12 protein-coding genes are annotated in these 18,561 nt (G+C 35.0%); 11 read left to right on the forward strand and 1 reads right to left on the reverse strand.

What is annotated here, in order from left to right:
- The first annotated feature begins 24 nt into the window (after window positions 1-24).
- From AC6CHH_RS02425 to AC6CHH_RS02475, 11 genes are all read left to right on the forward strand, one after another.
- Entirely contained in the window at window positions 25-3,123 is a 3,099-nt protein-coding gene (locus AC6CHH_RS02425) for a SusC/RagA family TonB-linked outer membrane protein (RefSeq protein WP_498279358.1), read from the forward strand.
- A gap of 20 nt (window positions 3,124-3,143) precedes the next feature.
- Window positions 3,144-4,706: a RagB/SusD family nutrient uptake outer membrane protein gene (locus AC6CHH_RS02430; protein ID WP_498279360.1), complete on the forward strand. Its 1,563-nt coding sequence runs from the start codon at window positions 3,144-3,146 to the stop codon at window positions 4,704-4,706.
- A 360-nt stretch (window positions 4,707-5,066) separates the two neighbouring features.
- Window positions 5,067-5,654: an RNA polymerase sigma factor gene (locus AC6CHH_RS02435; protein ID WP_498279362.1), complete on the forward strand. Its 588-nt coding sequence runs from the start codon at window positions 5,067-5,069 to the stop codon at window positions 5,652-5,654.
- 112 nt (window positions 5,655-5,766) lie between these two features.
- A complete protein-coding gene (locus tag AC6CHH_RS02440) occupies window positions 5,767-6,993 on the forward strand; it encodes a FecR family protein (RefSeq protein ID WP_498279364.1) in 1,227 nt (408 codons plus the stop codon).
- A gap of 178 nt (window positions 6,994-7,171) precedes the next feature.
- Complete coding sequence (locus tag AC6CHH_RS02445) at window positions 7,172-10,492, forward strand: TonB-dependent receptor (protein ID WP_498279366.1); 3,321 nt, start codon at window positions 7,172-7,174, stop codon at window positions 10,490-10,492.
- A gap of 11 nt (window positions 10,493-10,503) precedes the next feature.
- Window positions 10,504-12,342 (forward strand): RagB/SusD family nutrient uptake outer membrane protein, encoded by a 1,839-nt coding sequence (locus tag AC6CHH_RS02450; protein WP_498279368.1) that lies wholly within the window; start codon window positions 10,504-10,506, stop codon window positions 12,340-12,342.
- Between the two features lie 19 nt (window positions 12,343-12,361).
- Window positions 12,362-13,294 carry a DUF1735 domain-containing protein gene (locus tag AC6CHH_RS02455; RefSeq protein WP_498279370.1) on the forward strand — a complete coding sequence of 311 codons (933 nt, stop codon included), beginning with the start codon at window positions 12,362-12,364 and terminating at the stop codon, window positions 13,292-13,294.
- On the forward strand, window positions 13,287-14,558 hold the full coding sequence (locus AC6CHH_RS02460; protein ID WP_498279372.1) for a Gfo/Idh/MocA family protein: 1,272 nt from the start codon (window positions 13,287-13,289) through the stop codon (window positions 14,556-14,558). The genes AC6CHH_RS02455 and AC6CHH_RS02460 overlap by 8 nt, the downstream gene beginning before the upstream one ends.
- Before the next feature lie 10 nt (window positions 14,559-14,568).
- The gene (locus AC6CHH_RS02465; protein WP_498279374.1) at window positions 14,569-15,234 is read left to right on the forward strand and encodes a 3-keto-disaccharide hydrolase; all 666 of its coding nucleotides are present in this window, start codon (window positions 14,569-14,571) and stop codon (window positions 15,232-15,234) included.
- Between the two features lie 169 nt (window positions 15,235-15,403).
- Window positions 15,404-16,759, forward strand: a complete 1,356-nt coding sequence (locus AC6CHH_RS02470) for a MutS-related protein (protein ID WP_498279376.1) — start codon at window positions 15,404-15,406, stop codon at window positions 16,757-16,759.
- A 451-nt stretch (window positions 16,760-17,210) separates the two neighbouring features.
- Window positions 17,211-17,528: a hypothetical protein gene (locus tag AC6CHH_RS02475; protein WP_498279378.1), complete on the forward strand. Its 318-nt coding sequence runs from the start codon at window positions 17,211-17,213 to the stop codon at window positions 17,526-17,528.
- Window positions 17,529-17,745: 217 nt separating this feature from the next.
- Here AC6CHH_RS02475 and AC6CHH_RS02480 read toward each other — a convergent pair whose 3' ends face one another.
- Complete coding sequence (locus tag AC6CHH_RS02480) at window positions 17,746-18,480, reverse strand: hypothetical protein (RefSeq protein ID WP_498279380.1); 735 nt, start codon at window positions 18,478-18,480, stop codon at window positions 17,746-17,748.
- Between the last annotated feature and the right edge of the window lie 81 nt (window positions 18,481-18,561).

An 18,561-nucleotide genomic window follows, 5' to 3' on the forward strand; every position in this document is an offset into this window, starting at 1 on the left:
TTAAACGCTAAAAAAACAAAACAAATGAAAAGAAAGCTCTGCGGTTCTTTGCTTTCTTTTATGGCAATTTGCTACCATTGTCATGCCTTTTCTGGTGTTTCAGCGCTTGAGAAAATTGATTATAATTTGAAACAAGAGCGCGTTTCTGGTATAGTTCTCGATTTGTCGACAGGCAAACCAATTGCCGGTGTAAGCATCACAATTGACGGAGCAACACAGTCAACGCAAACCAATGGAGATGGTCAATATTCAATACAAGCTCAAGTAGGACAGATTCTCAAGGCAAGCTCAATTGGATATAAAACTGTGCAGATTCCAATAAAGCAAGAAGTTGTTAATATTAATATGGAGCCAGATCAAGCCTCTATTGATGAGATTGTCGTAGTTGGTTATGGTACTATGCGTAAATCAGATGTGACCGGTTCTATTTCGATTGCAAAAGGAGAAGACATGATTAAATCACAAAATTTTAGTCCGCTTGACAATCTCCGTGGAAAAGCCTCCGGTGTAAATATTTACTCAAACTCGAGTCAACCGGGTGCTTATGCAAATCGTGTAGTTATACGAGGAACGGCAACCATTAACTCTTCTTCGAATCCATTATATGTTGTTGATGGAGTGGTTATGGAAGATTTTCACTTATTGAATCCTAACGATATTGAAAGAATTGAAGTATTAAAAGATGCTTCGTCTGCCGCTATTTATGGTGCACGGGGTGCGAATGGAGTCATTTTAGTAACAACAAAAAGAGGAACTAAAGATGGCCGAAAAACCTTGAGTTACCAAGGCTCTATAAGCAATAGTTCAGTACAGCGATATATGGGTGTTTTGAATGCACAGGAGTGGGTAGATGCTTTTATGATAGGTTTAGAAAACGAAAATAAATGGCATGGAAAGAACTGGTCTTTGGATAAAAAAAGTTGGTTCAACGATCCAGAATATTTTACAAGTGATGGTAATCCAATTTATGATACCGATTGGCAAAAGGAGGCAACTCGTAGCCCGATTTCTCAGAATCACCAACTCAATATTCAACAGGGTGATGAAAGCTCTTCGATGGGCGCATTTTTGAATTTTACTGATCAACAAGGAATCGTTAATAACACTTATAGTAAAAGAGTCAATGGTAAATTGGCTTATGATTCTAAGCCCAAGGAATGGTTGTCCACAAGTATTAATTTAACGGCTAATCATACATGGGGTCGCTATACTCCAGAATCGGGTGGTGGACAAGATGCAAGAAGAACGATGATAGAAATGATTCCATGGTATCCTATTTATGACTCGAATAATTCTTATACTTCTTCCTCGTCCTCTCAAGTGTCGAATGTATTAGGCTTTGAGGGTATGTCTAATCCCGTGGCAATCTTGGATAAACAAAAAAGAATGCGTTATAATACGCAAATATTTGCTAATGCGGCTTTAACTTTTCATTTAGCTGAAGGCCTTGATTTAAAGACGCAATTTGGTGTCGATCATCATAAGAAAGATTATAAAGGGTATTCATCTATTATATTAAATAATATTTCCATGCCAAATGGTTGGGCAGAAATTCAGAATTCAAATAGCTTTTACTGGCAAGAGGAAACTTATTTAACTTATAATAAACAGTTTGACAAACATAGGATTAATGCAATGGCTGGATTATCTTGGCAGGAGCGTACATACAGTTTCGATGGATCTCGTACTGAAGGATTTAGTAATGATTTTTTTGAATGGAACAATATGGCTGTTGGAAGCACCCCTTCCTCTCCAACTTCTCAATGGGATAGATGGGCAATGAACTCGTATTTTATCCGTGGAGCTTATACATATAATGATCGATATTCTGCTACTATTACAGGACGTTATGATGGTTCTTCTAAATTTGGCGCTAATAATAAATATGCTTTTTTTCCTTCTTTAGGATTGGCTTGGAATGTATCGAATGAAGATTTTCTTGTAGATCATGATTGGATTAGTAATTTAAAATTGCATACGAGTTATGGATTGACTGGAAATTCAGAAATTAATCCTTATCGTTCACTGGCAAACGTATCATCTGGAACTGTCTTGATGAACGGTTCGAGAATGGCATATTCTTATATTAATTCTTTGCCTAACCGCGATTTAAAATGGGAGAAGACTGGAACTTATGATGCCGGAGTTGAAATTGGGTTATTTCAAAATCGTTTGAACTTTGATGTGTCATATTATAACCGTACGACGACTGATTTACTTCTTGATGCACCTGTTCCAAATTCAACAGGTTTTTCTTCCGTTATGAGGAATATTGGTTCAGTCCGAAATCAAGGAATTGATTTGATGATTACCGCCAGTCCAATTAGTAATGATGACTTTTTGTGGAATACCACATTCAACACGAATTACAATAAGAATGAGGTGCTCAAGCTAGGTGTGAACAATGAAGATATATTGTTAAATGGTTGGGTAGGGGGGCCAAATAGTATTATTCGTGTAGGTGAAAACTTGAATAGTTTTTATGGTTATAAACGGAATGGGGTCTATACAATTGAGGACTTTGAAAATGGAGATATTACCAAAAATCAGATTGGCAGACCAAAACGTTCCTCAACACAGGAAATATTAGGCAAAGGGGCGCCAGATTTCTCTGGAAGTTTTATAAATAATTTCTCTTATAAAGGTTTCGATTTAATGCTTGATTTACAATTCATTTATGGTGTTGAAACGATGCAACAATTTTACCACTCTACATATGATCGATTTGGAATTACTAACGGTTTAAAAGAGTTGCTCTATGGAGCATATGATGGTACAAATCCCAATACAAATCAACAAGCCCTTGTTCTGACAAATTCTGGACATGCTGGACAAGATACTAATGTAGACTCATCATGGATTGTAAATGGATCCTATTTACGTGTCAATGTACTTCAATTAGGTTATACATTTAATTCTAGTATGGTTGAAAAGATGGGAATATCTGGATTAAGAATTTATGGAAGTGCCAATAACCCTTGGTTATTAACATCAAGTGATTTTAAAGGTTACGATCCAGAAGGTACTTCACTTGGAGATGATAATAAATTTGGACAAAATATGGTTTTTTTCTCTTACCCTAGAGCGAAAACATTTACGTTCGGAATCAATCTTACACTATAATTTAAAAAGGAGATATGATTATGAAAAATAAATATATAACAATTGCATTTTTGAGTGGCAGTTTACTTGTTACGAGTGCATGTGAAAAATTTTTGCAGGAAGACCCAAAATCAACGGTTACCTCCTCAGTTTATTACCAAAATCAAGCACAGGCGAAAGAAAATATTATTTCAATGTATCGTATGGGCGCACCGGTACGTTACGGTGTAGCAAGTTCTGCATATATTGGTCCTACTGCGACTGTGGGTTCTTTCTTAACGGGTTACTTTTCTAATGATTATGAAGGACAGGAGCTTATTGCAATGTATTCAAGATTATTAACCCGTCAGAATAATTTACGAACAATTTCGAACTATATGAATAGCATTTGGAATGATTCCTATCGGGCTATTAATATCGCTAATGGAGCTATAAAACATATTCCAAGCATTGATATGGATGAAAGTAATAAGGCTTTATTATTAGCAGAGGCTAAGTTCTTCAGGGCATTTAATTACTTTTATTTAGTTAAAACTTTTGGAGCATTACCCTTAACTACTGAACCATACGAAGGTTTAGAGAATATGTTCTTAAAAAGATCGCCCGTTTCTGATATCTATACTCTAATTGAATCCGATTTAATTGAATCAGTTAATTCATTGCCATCAAAGGTTTTTACTGAAAATGGTTATAGAATTACAAAATATGTTGCCGCTATGGCCTTAGCAAACGTTTATTTGCAGCAAGGGAAATATGCAGATGCAGCAACTTATGCTAGAATTGTGACTGCTTCTGAACATAGTTTAGCCAAAAATGATAATCTTAAAATGGGTAGTGCTTATAATAAACTTCGAACCAATGATAATTTAAGTGAAGTTATTTATGCTTTTGAATTTGATGATGCGATTAATGATAGTGGAAGATGGCCAAGTTATGCCTTTAGCTCATCTGCTACATCTGTTTTTGGCACCTATGCAATTTTTGAACGTGTCATTGGACCCTCTAACCATTTTTTAAATGTTTATCAGACAAACGATTTGCGAATCCAACCCAACCAATTTTTTCATTGGGAGTATACGCATCCTGTCAGTGGTAAAAAATGGACTTCTGATAGGGCCGGAATATGGTATTTTTATGATGAAGATGCACTATTGAATACGGGCAGAGGAACAAAAGATTGGAATATTTATCGCTATGCTGAAGCGTTGTTAATTGCAGCTGAAGCTATTGCTAAATCAGAAGGTGTTAACGCCGAGGCAGCTGGTTATTTGGCGGAAGTTAAGTCAAGGGCTGATATGAGTGGGAAGACAATTGCTATACATAAGAATGAGCTTTTGAGCTTATCAGTTGATAAATTTGTTGAGGCATGCTGGACAGAACGTTTAAGAGAATTACCATTAGAATTCAAGATTTGGGATGATTGTTTACGTACAGGTATGTTTCCAGTAATCTCGAAAACTGAAAAAGGAAAAGTGACCTATATCTCATTAATTGGTTCTCAAAATGCATCTGGCGCTACTTTTAAAGAATCTGATTTATTATGGCCGATTTCCATGGATGAACTGCAACGTAATCCAGAATTAACACAGAACATGGGCTATTAGACACTAATAAACAAAACTATTTTTATCAAGAAGAACGTATTTCGTTTTAAACATCAAACTAAAACAAACAAAAGGTAGTTTGAATTAAATAATTAGGGAGAACATAATGCAGTTTTCCCTAATTTTTGGTTTTAAGATAGTCATTGCCAATAATTGAGAGGAATTCGCCTTAGAAATAGGAAGTTGTTAATCAAAAATGAATGTTATTTTTCTAGCAGGAAATTATCTGTAAGAAATCTTGAGAGTTTCTACTTAAAATAATAATAATTCTTTGTTAACATGAATAATTATTAAATTGGTTCCCAATATCATCTCAAAAATGATATATTATGGAAATAACCGAACCTAAATATATTCTTAATGAAGGCTGAAATAACAGACCAGGTTTTAGTGCTAGATTTAATCTTTGGGAAACAATCTGCTTTGACTGCTATTTATAATAAATATGCAGATGAGGTGTATGATTTGGCCTATTTTTTATTGAAAGACACTGGTTGGAGTGAAGATATTGTTCAAGAAGTTTTTGTTAAACTGTGGAATAAACGGTTAGAACTACGTGCAGAATCTCTTATCTGGCCCTATATTTACACGATGACAAAAAGAGAATGCTTAAATAAATTAAGAGGAATCAAACGATCTCAAATGGCATTTGATAGGCTATTATTTCATCTAAACAAGTTTAGTGATGCTCCTGATAAAATACTTGAAAACAAAGAGTTAGCAGAAGAGCTCTCGAATTGTTTTTCTAGTCTCCCTAAGCAACAAGAGCGCGTCTTTACCTTGAGTAGAATCGAAGGGATGTCTCATCAAGAAATAGCACAAAAATTAAATATATCTCAAAACACTGTTAAAAATCATATCGTCAAATCACTAAAACACCTTCGTAATTTTGGCCTTAGTAAAAACTTATTATCCCTCTTAATTTTGATCCATCTAATTAGGAAATAATACGCCCAACCTCTATGGCTAGAGAATTAAAATCGATAAGGTTTTCATTTTAATTTTTAAAAATTCTTTTTTTCTGTAGTCCCTTTTTTCTTTTCCGGTGTATTGTATGTAAATGAGTCAGATTAACTGTAATCATGACACAGCCATTGACCAAATTATGCAACAAGAAAGACTACAAATTCTTTTTAAGAAATATTTATCCTATGAAATTGATGAAGTGGAACTTCGGGAATTATTAATACTTCTGAATGACTGCGAAGATTCAACTTTTGATGATTTGATTGAAGAGGAAATTGAATTAAGAAAACAGATACAGCAACAACCGGGTGAATTTGATAAAAAGAAAACTCTTAATTCTATTTTGTCAAATATTGATAAAACCCAGCCAGGAAAAATACCATCGAAAAAATATAGTAATAGCCGTTGGATTGGAAAAGTTGCTGCATGCATCTTGGTTTTTATTTCAATTGGATATGTTATCCTGAATCTTAAAGAGTTTCAAAATTCGGAAGTGCGCTCGCTAGCCCAAAAAAATGAAATCAACCTTCCTAATCAAGAAGAACCAATTTTGCTAAGATCAGATGGTAAACAAATTGTTATTTCCAATGAAAACATTCAGGATCTGGCAAATGAAGGCCTTGAAGTGGCGAAAGATGACAAGGGAAACAATGTTTACAGAATATCGGAAGCAAATAGTAATTCAGTTGTAAATAGAACTTTAGTAAGTCCCAAAGGAACTTCAATACATCTCGAGCTTGCCGATGGTACTCATGTCTGGTTAAATTCCGACGCCAGTATTACCTATCCGGATGAATTTAGTGAGAATATCCGCGCCATAGAACTAAAAGGAGAAGCCTATTTGAAAGTTGCCCATGAACAAAATAGACCATTTGTGGTAACTGCAAATGGAACAGCAATAGAAGTCCTTGGGACAGAATTCAATGTTTCACCAAATTTAAAAAACGATAAAATTATTACCACACTAATATCTGGGAAAGTACTGATAAGTGTCGGAGAACATAAACGGTATCTGAAACCGGGTTTTCAATCTATCTCTGATCTCAAAAATCAAACAATCGATTTTCGAAAAGCAGATATAAAAGAAGTATTAGCATGGCGTGAGGGGTATTTTAGGTTTAACGAAGATGATATTCAAACCGTTCTTTCAAAAATTAAGGGCTGGTACGATATTAAAGAATTCTCCATTAATTCTACCTCGAATGATAAATTTTCAGGTATGGTCCGAAGAACTAAGAAATTAACTGATTTATTAAATCAACTAGAAAAAATATCTAATTATAAATTTAAAATCCAGGACGGGAGGGTCCTAGTTATGTAACGTTTAGAATCTGTCTAAAAACTAATCGGAAGTGCTACCAACACCCCCGATCTAGATGTTTAGTGAAGAATTGACCAAAGAATGTATAACAATTAACACCAAACAATTACAAATGTATAAAATGATTAATGAAAAATGCCAATTAGGGCGTGAAACCTTAACTAAAGCATTAATTAGAATGAAATTAACAATTATTATTCTCATCGCGACCATGCTAAATGTACACGCTACAAGTTTTGGTCAAAATGTTTCTTTAACAATTAAAAAGGGTAGCCTGATTGAAATTCTAGATGAAATTCAACACCAAACAGGTTATGATTTTTTATACAATAGTGAATCAATAAACAAAGACAAGAGGATTACTGTTGAAGTTAAAAATAAGAATTTCAAGGCTGTTTTGGATGAAATATTGACACCTCAAATGCTCTCCTATGAACTGGATAAAAATACCGTTATTATCAAGTTAACGAAGAGTAATACCAAGCCATCAAAGGCACCCAATATCCAAGAGACTAAAGCGATAAAACAGCAACGAACTATTTCGGGTACAGTAACTGATGATGCAGGAGTGCTTCTACAAGGGGTTTCCATTGTTGCCAAGGGAAGCTCCAATGGAACAAGTACGAACGAGAATGGGGAATTTACATTGGAAGTTGTAGATAATCAACAAGTCCTTGTTTTCTCACAAATTGGCTATAAGACCAAAGAAGTAGAGTTGGGTTCTCAACAAATAATTAAAGTTTTTTTAGAACCATCCGTAAATAAATTGGAAGAAACAGTCGTTGTTGCCTATGGTACGCAAAAAAAAGCCAGTATAATTGGAGCAATTTCTACCGTGGCGGTTAGTGATCTTAAGGTTCCTGTCTCTAAATTAAGTAGTAGTTTGGCAGGACAATTAGCAGGTATTGTCTCTGTAAAAGGATCTGGTGAGCCAGGTTCGGGTGCCTCTTTTTGGATTCGTGGAATTAGTAGTTTTGGTGCGAATTCTAGTCCGCTTATTTTAGTTGATGGGATTGAACGTTCCTTAGATTTAGTTGACCCGGAGGATATTGAAGCATTTTCTATTTTAAAAGATGCCACTGCTACTGCAGTTTATGGGGTAAGGGGGGCAAACGGCATCGTTTTAATTACAACTAAGCGAGGTAAGCTATTGGACAAGCCTATAATTAACGCTCGATTGGAAAGAGGAGTACTTAGTCCAACTAGTTTACCCAAACTGGCTAATGCTTCACAATGGATTGATTATTATAACGATATAAATTTTGAAGGATCAGGAAGGTACGCTTTCCCTCAAGAAATGAAAGATTTATATGTAAATAAAACCGATCTAGACGTTTATCCGAATGTAGATTGGATGGACGAAATTTTTAAAAATAATACGACCACCGATCGCCTAAATGTTAATGTTACAGGTGGAGGGGAAAAGATTAAATATTTCGTTTCTGGTTCGTACGTTGTTGAAAATGGTATTTTTGAACCCAATAAGTCGCCTAATTATGATCCTTCCGTAAATTACGATAAGGTAAATTTTAGATCTAATATTGATGTTAAACTATCACCTTCCACTGACTTAGGTTTAAGCCTATCAAATCAATATGAAACGAAGAATAGATTAGGTGTTGATATGGGGGCTATGTATGAAATGGTTTTACACACCACTCCAATTGCTATACCGACTGTTTATTCTGATGGAACACATGCACAACCATTGGTTGGACAAAATCCGTATTATGCGTTAAACAGCACAGGATTTTCAGAGGATTTTTGGAATAATGCTCAATCTTTACTTAATATAACACAGGATTTATCCGGGTTATTAACCAAAGGTTTGAAAGCAAATGCTAAATTTTCTTGGGATGCATTTAACGGTTCAACTTTAGATAAGCGCAAAAATCCTGCTACCTATTATGCAACTGGTCGCGATGAAAATGGCAAACTTATTTTGCATAAGAATGCGGACGGTAGTGATTACCTCTCTTTAGCTCGCTCAAACAGGGGGGAACGTTCTATTAATTTTGAGTCCTCCCTAATGTATAATAGAATGTTCTCAGAAAAACATAATGTTGGGGGGTTGTTCCTTTTTAGCATGAGACAAAGAACCAATAATTTTCCTGGTGATTATATTGCAGCATTTCCGTTTAGAAATATTGGTATCGCTTCTCGTGTTACTTATTCGTATTTAGATCGCTATTTTATAGAGGGTAACTTTGGGTATAATGGTTCGGAAAACTTCGCGCCTGGGCATAGGTTTGGTTTTTTCCCTTCACTGGCTTTGGGATATATTATCAGTAATGAGGCATTTTTTCAAGAAGCGCTACCTTCAATTAACCTATTGAAAATTCGAGGTTCCATGGGGGAAATCGGTAATGATCAAATAGGTGGAACTCGCCGTTTTGCTTATAACTCAGAAATGGCTTGGACAGGTGGTTATCATTTTGGAAGTAATGGTCAGCAATGGAGAGATGGTATAGCAACCGGTCACCCGGGAAACCCAAATGTTGCTTGGGAGAGTGCAATAAAAAAGAATATTGGTTTAGAGCTTGGGTTATTTAACAAGTTAACCTTGAATGCTGATTATTTTCATGAAAAGCGTGAAGGAATTTATATTTTACAAGGTAGTGTTCCTTCTGTTGTTGGTATAAATGTTCAGCAATACGTGAACCTTGGGCGCATGCAGAATCAAGGAGTTGATGCTTCTCTAGAATTCACTCATAGAGCTGGAGATTTTGTATTGCAAGGGAGAGGAAACTTTACCTATAATAGAAATAAAAAGATATATGACGATATACCAACTAAGGTATGGGCATATCAAACGGAAGTTGGTCAGAGACTCTATCAACAAAGAGGGTTATTAGCTTTAGGCCTATTTTCTTCAGAAGAAGAGATCGCAAATAGTCCAGAACAAAAGTTTTCCACGGTAAATCCAGGTGATATCAAATATAAAGATATCAATGGTGATGGTATTATTGATTCTTATGATATTGTTGCAATTGGCGATACCCATATTCCTGAAATAAATTATGGATTTGGAGCCAGCGCTTCTTATAAAGGGTTTGATCTTTCTGTATTTTTCCATGGTGTTGATAATGTAACACGCGTTATAGGAGGCGGACCGTTATATGGCAGTAGTGGCAATATTTTAGTCTATGGTCAAATTTATTCTGATGTTGCTGACAATAGATGGTCGGCTAGAAATCCAAACCCTAATGCAACTTATCCTCGATTATCCATGTCGGAGAATAAAAACAATACGCAATCGTCTACTTTTTGGCAGAGAGATATGAGTTTCATTAGGTTGAAGAATCTGGAGGCGGGATACTCTTTAAATAAGGATTGGACTAGTCGCTTTAAAATTAATTCAATAAGACTATATGTTCAGGGACAGAATGTATTCACATTTAGCAAGTTCAAATTATGGGATCCTGAATTAGACACTTCTAACGGTGGAATCTATCCACAAATGCGTGTGTTCAATTTTGGTCTAAATGTAATTTTATAAACATGAAGAATATGAAAATATATAAATATATAATGCTAGGATTAGTATTTGCTTTTTCTACTAGTTCCTGTGATAAGTATCTGGAAGTTGAGCTTCAAAATCAGATGACAATGGAAGAAGTCTTCAATAAAAGGCAAACTACTGAAGCATACCTTGCGCAGGTTTATGGCTTCCTTCCTTCAGAAAACGATATGGTAGGCGGTGAAGGAGGAATGGTACCCTTAAGTGATGAAGCCTTGTTTTCATGGCTTGCCTGGGTGCCTTGGGTTAACATAAATAGTGGTTCTTGGGGACCAACTACCTCAGATTATCAGGTATGGACGCACAATTATCGAGGCATAAATCAAGCGACTATATTTATTAATAACGTGGACAAGAATGTTGAATTAAGCCAAGAATCGAAAGATGTGATGAAGGCTGAGGCAAGGTTTCTTCGTGCTTATTATTATTTCTGTTTGTTAAGAAGATACGGCCCGGTATATATATGGGGTGATCAGGATGCGGATATTACTATTCCTGCAGAATCGATTGATCGTCATCCTCTAGATGTAAATGTGAACTTCATTGTGTCTGAATATGAGAAAAGTATAGCTGTCTTGCCAACTCAGATAACGGATCAGGCTTGGATGGGACGTTTAACCAAGGGAGCTGCTATGGCTGCTAAAGCGGAGCTATTATTATATATGGCGAGACCTTTATTCAACGGAGCTAAATTATATCATGGATTTAAGAATAAAGATGGTGAATTCATTTTTCCTCAAACAGCAGATCCTAATAAATGGGAATTAGCAGCCAATGCAGCAAAGGATGTAATCGATCTTAATCGATATACTCTTTATGAAGATAAAACTGAATCAGACCCAATGCGTAAGGCTATTAAATCTTATATGGGCATATATTTTGAAGAATGGAATTCTGAAATTATTTGGGGGCGTTGGACCTCAGATGGGTTCGGTTATAATGTTCGGGCAGCTCCTCCAAGGGTGGTTAAAGAAGGATATGGGGGATTTGCGCCCTCTTTAAAATTAGTGGACACGTACCCTATGGCCAGCTCAGGAAGATTTCCATTGACGGGCTATCAAACAAATGGTGCCCCCATTATAGACCCCAAATCAGGTTATTCTGAATCAGGCTTTGTCGATGGTTTCATACATCCTTTGGATAATTATGCGCCTATTAAAGCACATAATAGTATAGTCGGCAGAGATGCTAGATTCTACGCTTCAATCTTGGCAAATGGAATGAATTGGATTAATCGGTTCCATGGCCAAAAATTGGTTACGTTTTTTACAGGCGGTACGTCGTCTTATACAGAAACTGGAGACTGCGTAAAATCTGGCTATTTATGGAGGCGTATGAGTGACCCGAGTAACGATATTGAAGAAGGGAAATGGGGACAATTCTCATGGCCTATCTACCGCTTGGGTGAAATTTATTTAGATTACGCGGAAGCGTGTAATGAAAAACCTAACCGTGAGGAGCAAGAAGCTTTAAGGTATGTCAATTTGATCAGGAAAAGAAGTGGCCTGAATAACCTTGAGGTAGCCTATCCGGAGGTTATCGGCAACAAAGATTTATTGCGCGAATTATTAAGAAAGGAACGTATGGTAGAGTTAGCTTTTGAGGGACATCGTTACCATGATGTGAGAACTTGGATGATTGCTGAGAAGGAAATGAATGAACCCTATTTTACACGTAATTTATTATCAAAAACGTATGAAGGTTCTTGGTCTCGGACCACAGCATTGTTTCCTGGGGAAAGAGTTTTTCAACCAAAACACTACTTCTTTCCAATCCATCAGGATCAATTAAGTGAAATGCGGAATATTACACAGAATTATGGTTGGTAAATTAAATGATTACCTAATTATGAAAAATATAATAAAACAATTTATAACAAGCATAGTTTGTGGTATTGCAATTTCCTTTTGCTTATCCTGCGAAGACACTATGCTTAATAATATGGTAGATGATAAAGTCTACTTATTAAATGATGGATTGACAGAAGTTGAGGTGTACAACATCGATCAGCCAATAATTGCTGTTAATGTGATGAAATCTGGCGTAGGTCAGCGTCAGGTTGAATTAAAATTGACGGTCGATGCCTCGATTTTAACAGCTTATAATCAAGCAAACGGAACCTCATACAAATTGTTAGATGAATCCGTGTATACCCTTGAGAATACTTCGGCAGAAATGACTAAGGAAACTTATCAAGTACCCTTCAATATCGCCTTTGATACACAGAAATTTTCTTTAGAAGTTGAAAAAGATCCAGAAGCAAAGTTCGCCATACCGTGTCAGGTTACAATAATAAACCCTGTTGAAGGTGAGTTGAGCAAAATGGAGACAATTATTATTCCTAAGGTTATAGAGCCGTATATTAAGTTAAGCCTATCTGGTTTTTTAACTGATGTTAATAATATACTACCTAGCAGTGCAAGTACGCTTTCCTACTATTCAAAAGTTGAAATAAATTATGCTCCTGAAAAGGACGTAGAATTTTCAATCGGTCTAGCAGAAGATTATCAATCATTGATTGAACAATATAATCAGGAAAATAAATCGGATTATATGGTCATGCCTGAAGGTGCTTATGAATTGGAAAGTAACACAAAAATTCCTTTAGGTGTTGACTACGCGGGAGTAACCATTAAGGTTTTTAAAGATAAGCTTTCAAGTGGAAAGGATCAGCCAGTATACGGTAACTATATTTTACCTATTCAAATTAAACAGGTGTCTTTGAACAAGATCGACCCAAATAATAATTTTGCATTAATACCATTTTCATATCATGAATAGACGTTCATTTTTAAATAGCATAGCTTTGGGCGGAACCTCGCTCACGGTTAATGCCAAAGTTTTTTCTTTAGTAGATAATTCGCAATCCCCTATTAGATTAGCATTAATTGGAAAGGGGGGGATGGGTACTGCGGACACCAATACTGCAATCCGGGTTGCAGGGGTTGATTTGGTTGCTGTTTGTGACATCTATAAACCTAGATTAGACGATGCCAAGAAACAATGGGGTAATCATCTAAAGATCGAAAGGGATTATATGAAAATTTTAGATGATCCAAACATAGACGCTGTGATTATTGCTACCCCAGATCATTGGCATCAGAAAATAGCTATTGAAGCTTTAAAAAAAGGTAAACATGTTTATTGTGAAAAACCAATAATTCATAAAAGATCAGAGGGTAGGGCGTTAATCAAAGCACGTAAAGAGAGTGGGAAAATATTCCAAATGGGTACCCAAGGCGTTTCTGCTGTTGGAATGCATTTAGCGAAGGCTATTCTGGATTCTGGTGTGATAGGGGAAATCAATTTTGTTGATGCGCGATTCTCGTCCGGTCCAGGTCAACTTAATAGTTTTAAAGCTCCTGCCGATGCAAATGAAGAAAATTTATGGTGGGATCAATTTCTTGGCGAAGCTCCAAAGAAAAAATTCACACCTCAACATTTTTTTGCATGGAGAAACTGGAGTGATTATGGAACTGGTCTAGCAGGTGATTTATTTGTGCATGTCATTGCGAGTATCCATTTTATAACGAGTAGTTCACAACCCAATAAAGTATATTCAGACGGAGATATTTTGTATTATACCGATGGGAGCAGAGATACTCCTGATATTATATATTCCTTGTTTGACTATGAAAACGATACAAAAACACAACGCTTCAAAATGTCTTTAGGTGCAAATATTGTTGATGGAGTTTCCAATAATTGGGGAAGTACCGATTTCAATATTATAGGAAGTAAAGGCAGTATGAGAGTGAATTGGGATGCGGTCACTGTAAAAACCATGAAGACTACTGAAATGAATGGTTTAGATAAAAAACTTGAACAAATCACGGGATTTGGGGAAATTAACAAAAAATCTGATATTGAATACGTGTTCACAGTAAAGCCTAATTATGCAGATGCACATTTTCTTCACTTTCAAAACTTTTTTGATGCTATCCGATCTGGTAAAGAGAATATTGCTCCTGTAGAATTTGGTGTGAATGCTTCTACGGCTGCTTTGATGAGTTTTGAGAGTCAGGTTAAAAAACAAATAATTTAAATTTAATTTCATGATAAATCTAATTAAGTTAGTGTCCATACCTTTAATGATAAATTTATTAATAGGAACACTTTATGCTCAAAAACCACAGCAGGTTCAAAAAGGCTTTGAAGTATTATTTGATGGCACAAACATGGACTCTTGGGAGGGAAACACCACAGAATATGTACTGCAAGATAGCTGTATCGTAATGAAGCCCACCCAAGAAATGGGAGGGAACCTCTATACGAAAAATGAGTATACTGATTTCATTCTCCATTTTGATTTTTTATTAACACCGGGAGCTAATAATGGATTAGGCATAAGACATGATAAGGTTTCTAATGATAAAGGATATAGTGGCATGGAGTTGCAAATTTTGGATAATGAAGATCCCCAATACAAGGATCTTAAACCTTATCAATATCATGGATCTGTCTACGGCATTTCTGCTGCCAAAAGAGGGTATCTCAAAAAGCCAGGTGAATGGAATTCTCAAGAAGTTATTGCAAAGGGAGATAATATCACTATAAAAGTTAATGGTGAAGTTATTTTAAAAACAAACTTAAAAAATGCGGTTAAGAATATGCCACCAGATAGCTATTCTAAAGCAATTATGAATAAAAGCGGGCATATAGCATTCTTGGGACATGGTACAGTCGTTAAATTTAAAAATATACGTGTAAAGCGGCTATAACATCCGGCATGGCGATTTTTGAATTGAAAACATTAGCTGAAATTTACACTGTAATTCTATTTAAAAAAATATTAGTACCGTATTTTTATAACTACTGGAAATTAAATAAAAGTTGTTAAGTCAGATAAAACTGGAACTTAACAGCTTTTTATGTATATTCAAGTTCCATATGGAAAGCAAATTTAAGACCGATGAGCAAACATTAAAGGATATTCAACTTCGTGAATTGACTGGTCGTTCTGTCTTTGATTTTTTTGATATGGCCATCACGGAGGGTGGACAGGATTATTTTCGTTTATTTTTTTATTACCCTACCCTTGATTTAAAAGTAATTAATGATAGACAGTTAAAAATTCGTCGTTTAGAATCTGTCGTGGAACTTGACTTTCCTTTTCACCGAGTAATTTTAAAAGATATTGAAAAGTATGTTAAAACATCGCATTCCGGTTCGATTTCAACGTTGACTTTTTTGGACTTTTTTGGGGTTAATTCACCAGCATATTATTATAAAAAAAGATCAATTCTTGAAACATGTGATTTTTTAATAAAATGCCAATCCTTTTATAAATCGGTAAATGCAGTTCATCAATATGAAGATATACAGAAGATCATTCAGTTGATAGATTTCTGTCTTTTGAAAATCTTTAAAAAAAATGAATTTGATGTAGATAAGCTAAAAATTTCCATTTTCAGCATCGAAAAGTTTGATCGGCTTTTACGGTATGAATTATCATTTAAAATCAAGGAAATCTTAAATTTTTTTCACGAAATAGATGCCTATTTCGCCATTGCTAAACTATCTAAATTACATTCATTTTGTTATCCAAAGGTCTATCCCAAAAATCAAACTGGTGAGATTAAAATGGAAGGCGTGTATCATATTTTTCACAAAAATCCAGTGAAAAATGATGTCTGCTTAAGGAATGAAAAAAAAATATGGTTTTTGACCGGTGCTAATATGGCAGGTAAATCATCCATAATAAAATCCATTTCTATTGCCGTTTATTTAACACATGTGGGATTACCTGTACCTGCCGATTCAATTGAAACAGATTTAATTGATGGTTTATTTACAAGTATAAATTTGCAGGATAATTTGGATCTTGGATACAGTCATTTTTATGTTGAGGCAATGCGATTAAAGTCTATTGTAGAGCAGCTCAATAATGGATCAAATGCTTTGATAATTTTGGATGAGTTGTTTAAAGGTACTAATCAAAATGATGCATCTAATGCTATTCTTAAAATCATAACGAAATTTTCAGAACTCGATGGACCTTATGTGATTGTTTCTTCCCATATTACAGAATTAGCGAGGAATTTAGAAAAAATTAAGTTAGTCGATTTTTTTAAAATGAACATTGATAATGATGAAATTGGAAACCCTGTATTTAGCTATAAAATGACAAAAGGCATCTCAGAGGAAAAGTTAGGTATGTGGTTGTTGAATAAAAGTGGTGTGTTTGAATCGATTGAAAACTTGAAAATCAATAAAAATAACGGAAACAATTCAACTATATCATAAGTCGAGAACATTATTGAAACACATAAAAATATATTCTTTTTTGATCGTCCTAATTGGTGTTTTACTAATATGATTTAGACCCTTGTCCAGGACAAATTCGCACTGATTTTAAGAAGTTCTATCTAGCACAATTCGTAATGAATTAGGTGGTCTTAAAAAGTATAATTTTTAGTAAGCTAAAGTTTGATTTATTATTGAAAACTAAGTCATTTATTCTTTTATGATATCAAGGACCAATAAAAGATCCAAGCATTTTGTAAATGGTTCGCTTCTGAATAAATGACGATTTATCCACTCATTAATTTATGTTAATATCCATATTTTGGTAGTAAAGCAATACCCAAGACGGGCTATATAACCTGAATGAAATCAGTGCGATGGAGCCTTAAAGCATGATTGATCTCCATCATTAGTCCAAAATCATTGAAAAAACTGTACCTTCGCATTAATTATGGGTTTGACAAAAGAGAGAAAAAAGCTTGAGAAGCTTTCGGAAAAAACAATTGGTCTTCAACATTATGATGATAAAAGTTTATCCATCATTACGGATATATTTGAGCAGTATTCGCATTCGGTCAGAATTTTGAAAAATAAATTCGAAGAATTATTTAAAGACCTTTATTTAAATGAATTAGAGCATGTTAAAGAATGTAAACGTGCACTAAAATTAGGCGAAGAAGAAGATCGTCAGGCTAATTTTATTAAATATAAGGAAGTGCTTTTAGATGCTTTACAGAAAACAATAGAAGCTTCTACGGATAAAGCATAATTAACTCCAATATATTTAAAATAAGTGAGTTATCGTATTTAAAAAATCTTTTGTGATTCTCTAATTATAGAGATAGAATAACGTCTAAGAAAATTATTCACAATTTCTGAGAGTAAGAATATCATGGTCCTTGCTCAAAAAGTTGAATTTAATATAGCATTGTTATATATCCTTTTTTGTAGTTCAAATTAAGGGAATGACCATGTTGATTCTATTGTTAGCCTGCTTGTCCCAGAAAATACATAAAAGTGGCAACGATCAATAAAATTAAACACGAACCTATAATTGTTCTAATACTAGGAGTTGGACCATCTTTAAGAACTCTAACGCCAAGTGGTAATAAAGCCGTACACAGGCCAACAACACAAAGTATAGACACGAATGTTGAACCTTTAAGGACTCCCAACATCATGGCTGACATCATACTTAAACCAATTGAACCTAAAAGTCTTAAAGCTCTTGATTTATAGGCGCCAATACCCAAAATTATCCAACCAAACATGATGGCTGCTGACAGACTTGATACAATGTGAAAAGCACCATAGGAATCAGTAATGGCTTTCGTAGCAAGCTTTAAATCTTGAACATTAACCAATTGAAAAGCGAGGTGATTGATGCCATAGTGAAAGCTGCGTGCAAATAACCCAAGTATGACCAGCGTTGCACCCCACAGGGCCCAAGCAGGTTCTTTCTTCCCAATCAAATTCGCTATTGTGATTACAGCAGGGTACAACAAGATATTTCCAGCCAGAAAGAAGTTGTAAGAACTCGTTAATTGCATCGGGTGTTCTGCGTACGCTTTTAGTTGGTCAGGATAAAAAAAATCAAATTGTATCCGTAATAATTCTCCAGCGAGTAACAGCAGAGGGGCAATAATCATGGAGATTCCACCAACCCAACGTCCAGGAAACCAAAAAGTCAAGGATTCCGTCGATTTATTTTTTGCAAGCATATATAAATTTATACTTTATAAGTAACCCGATTAACATACTATATCTTTTGATCGATTATATCCTAATCTATGAAAATTAGT

Source organism: Sphingobacterium sp. GQ94, from assembly GCF_059758715.1.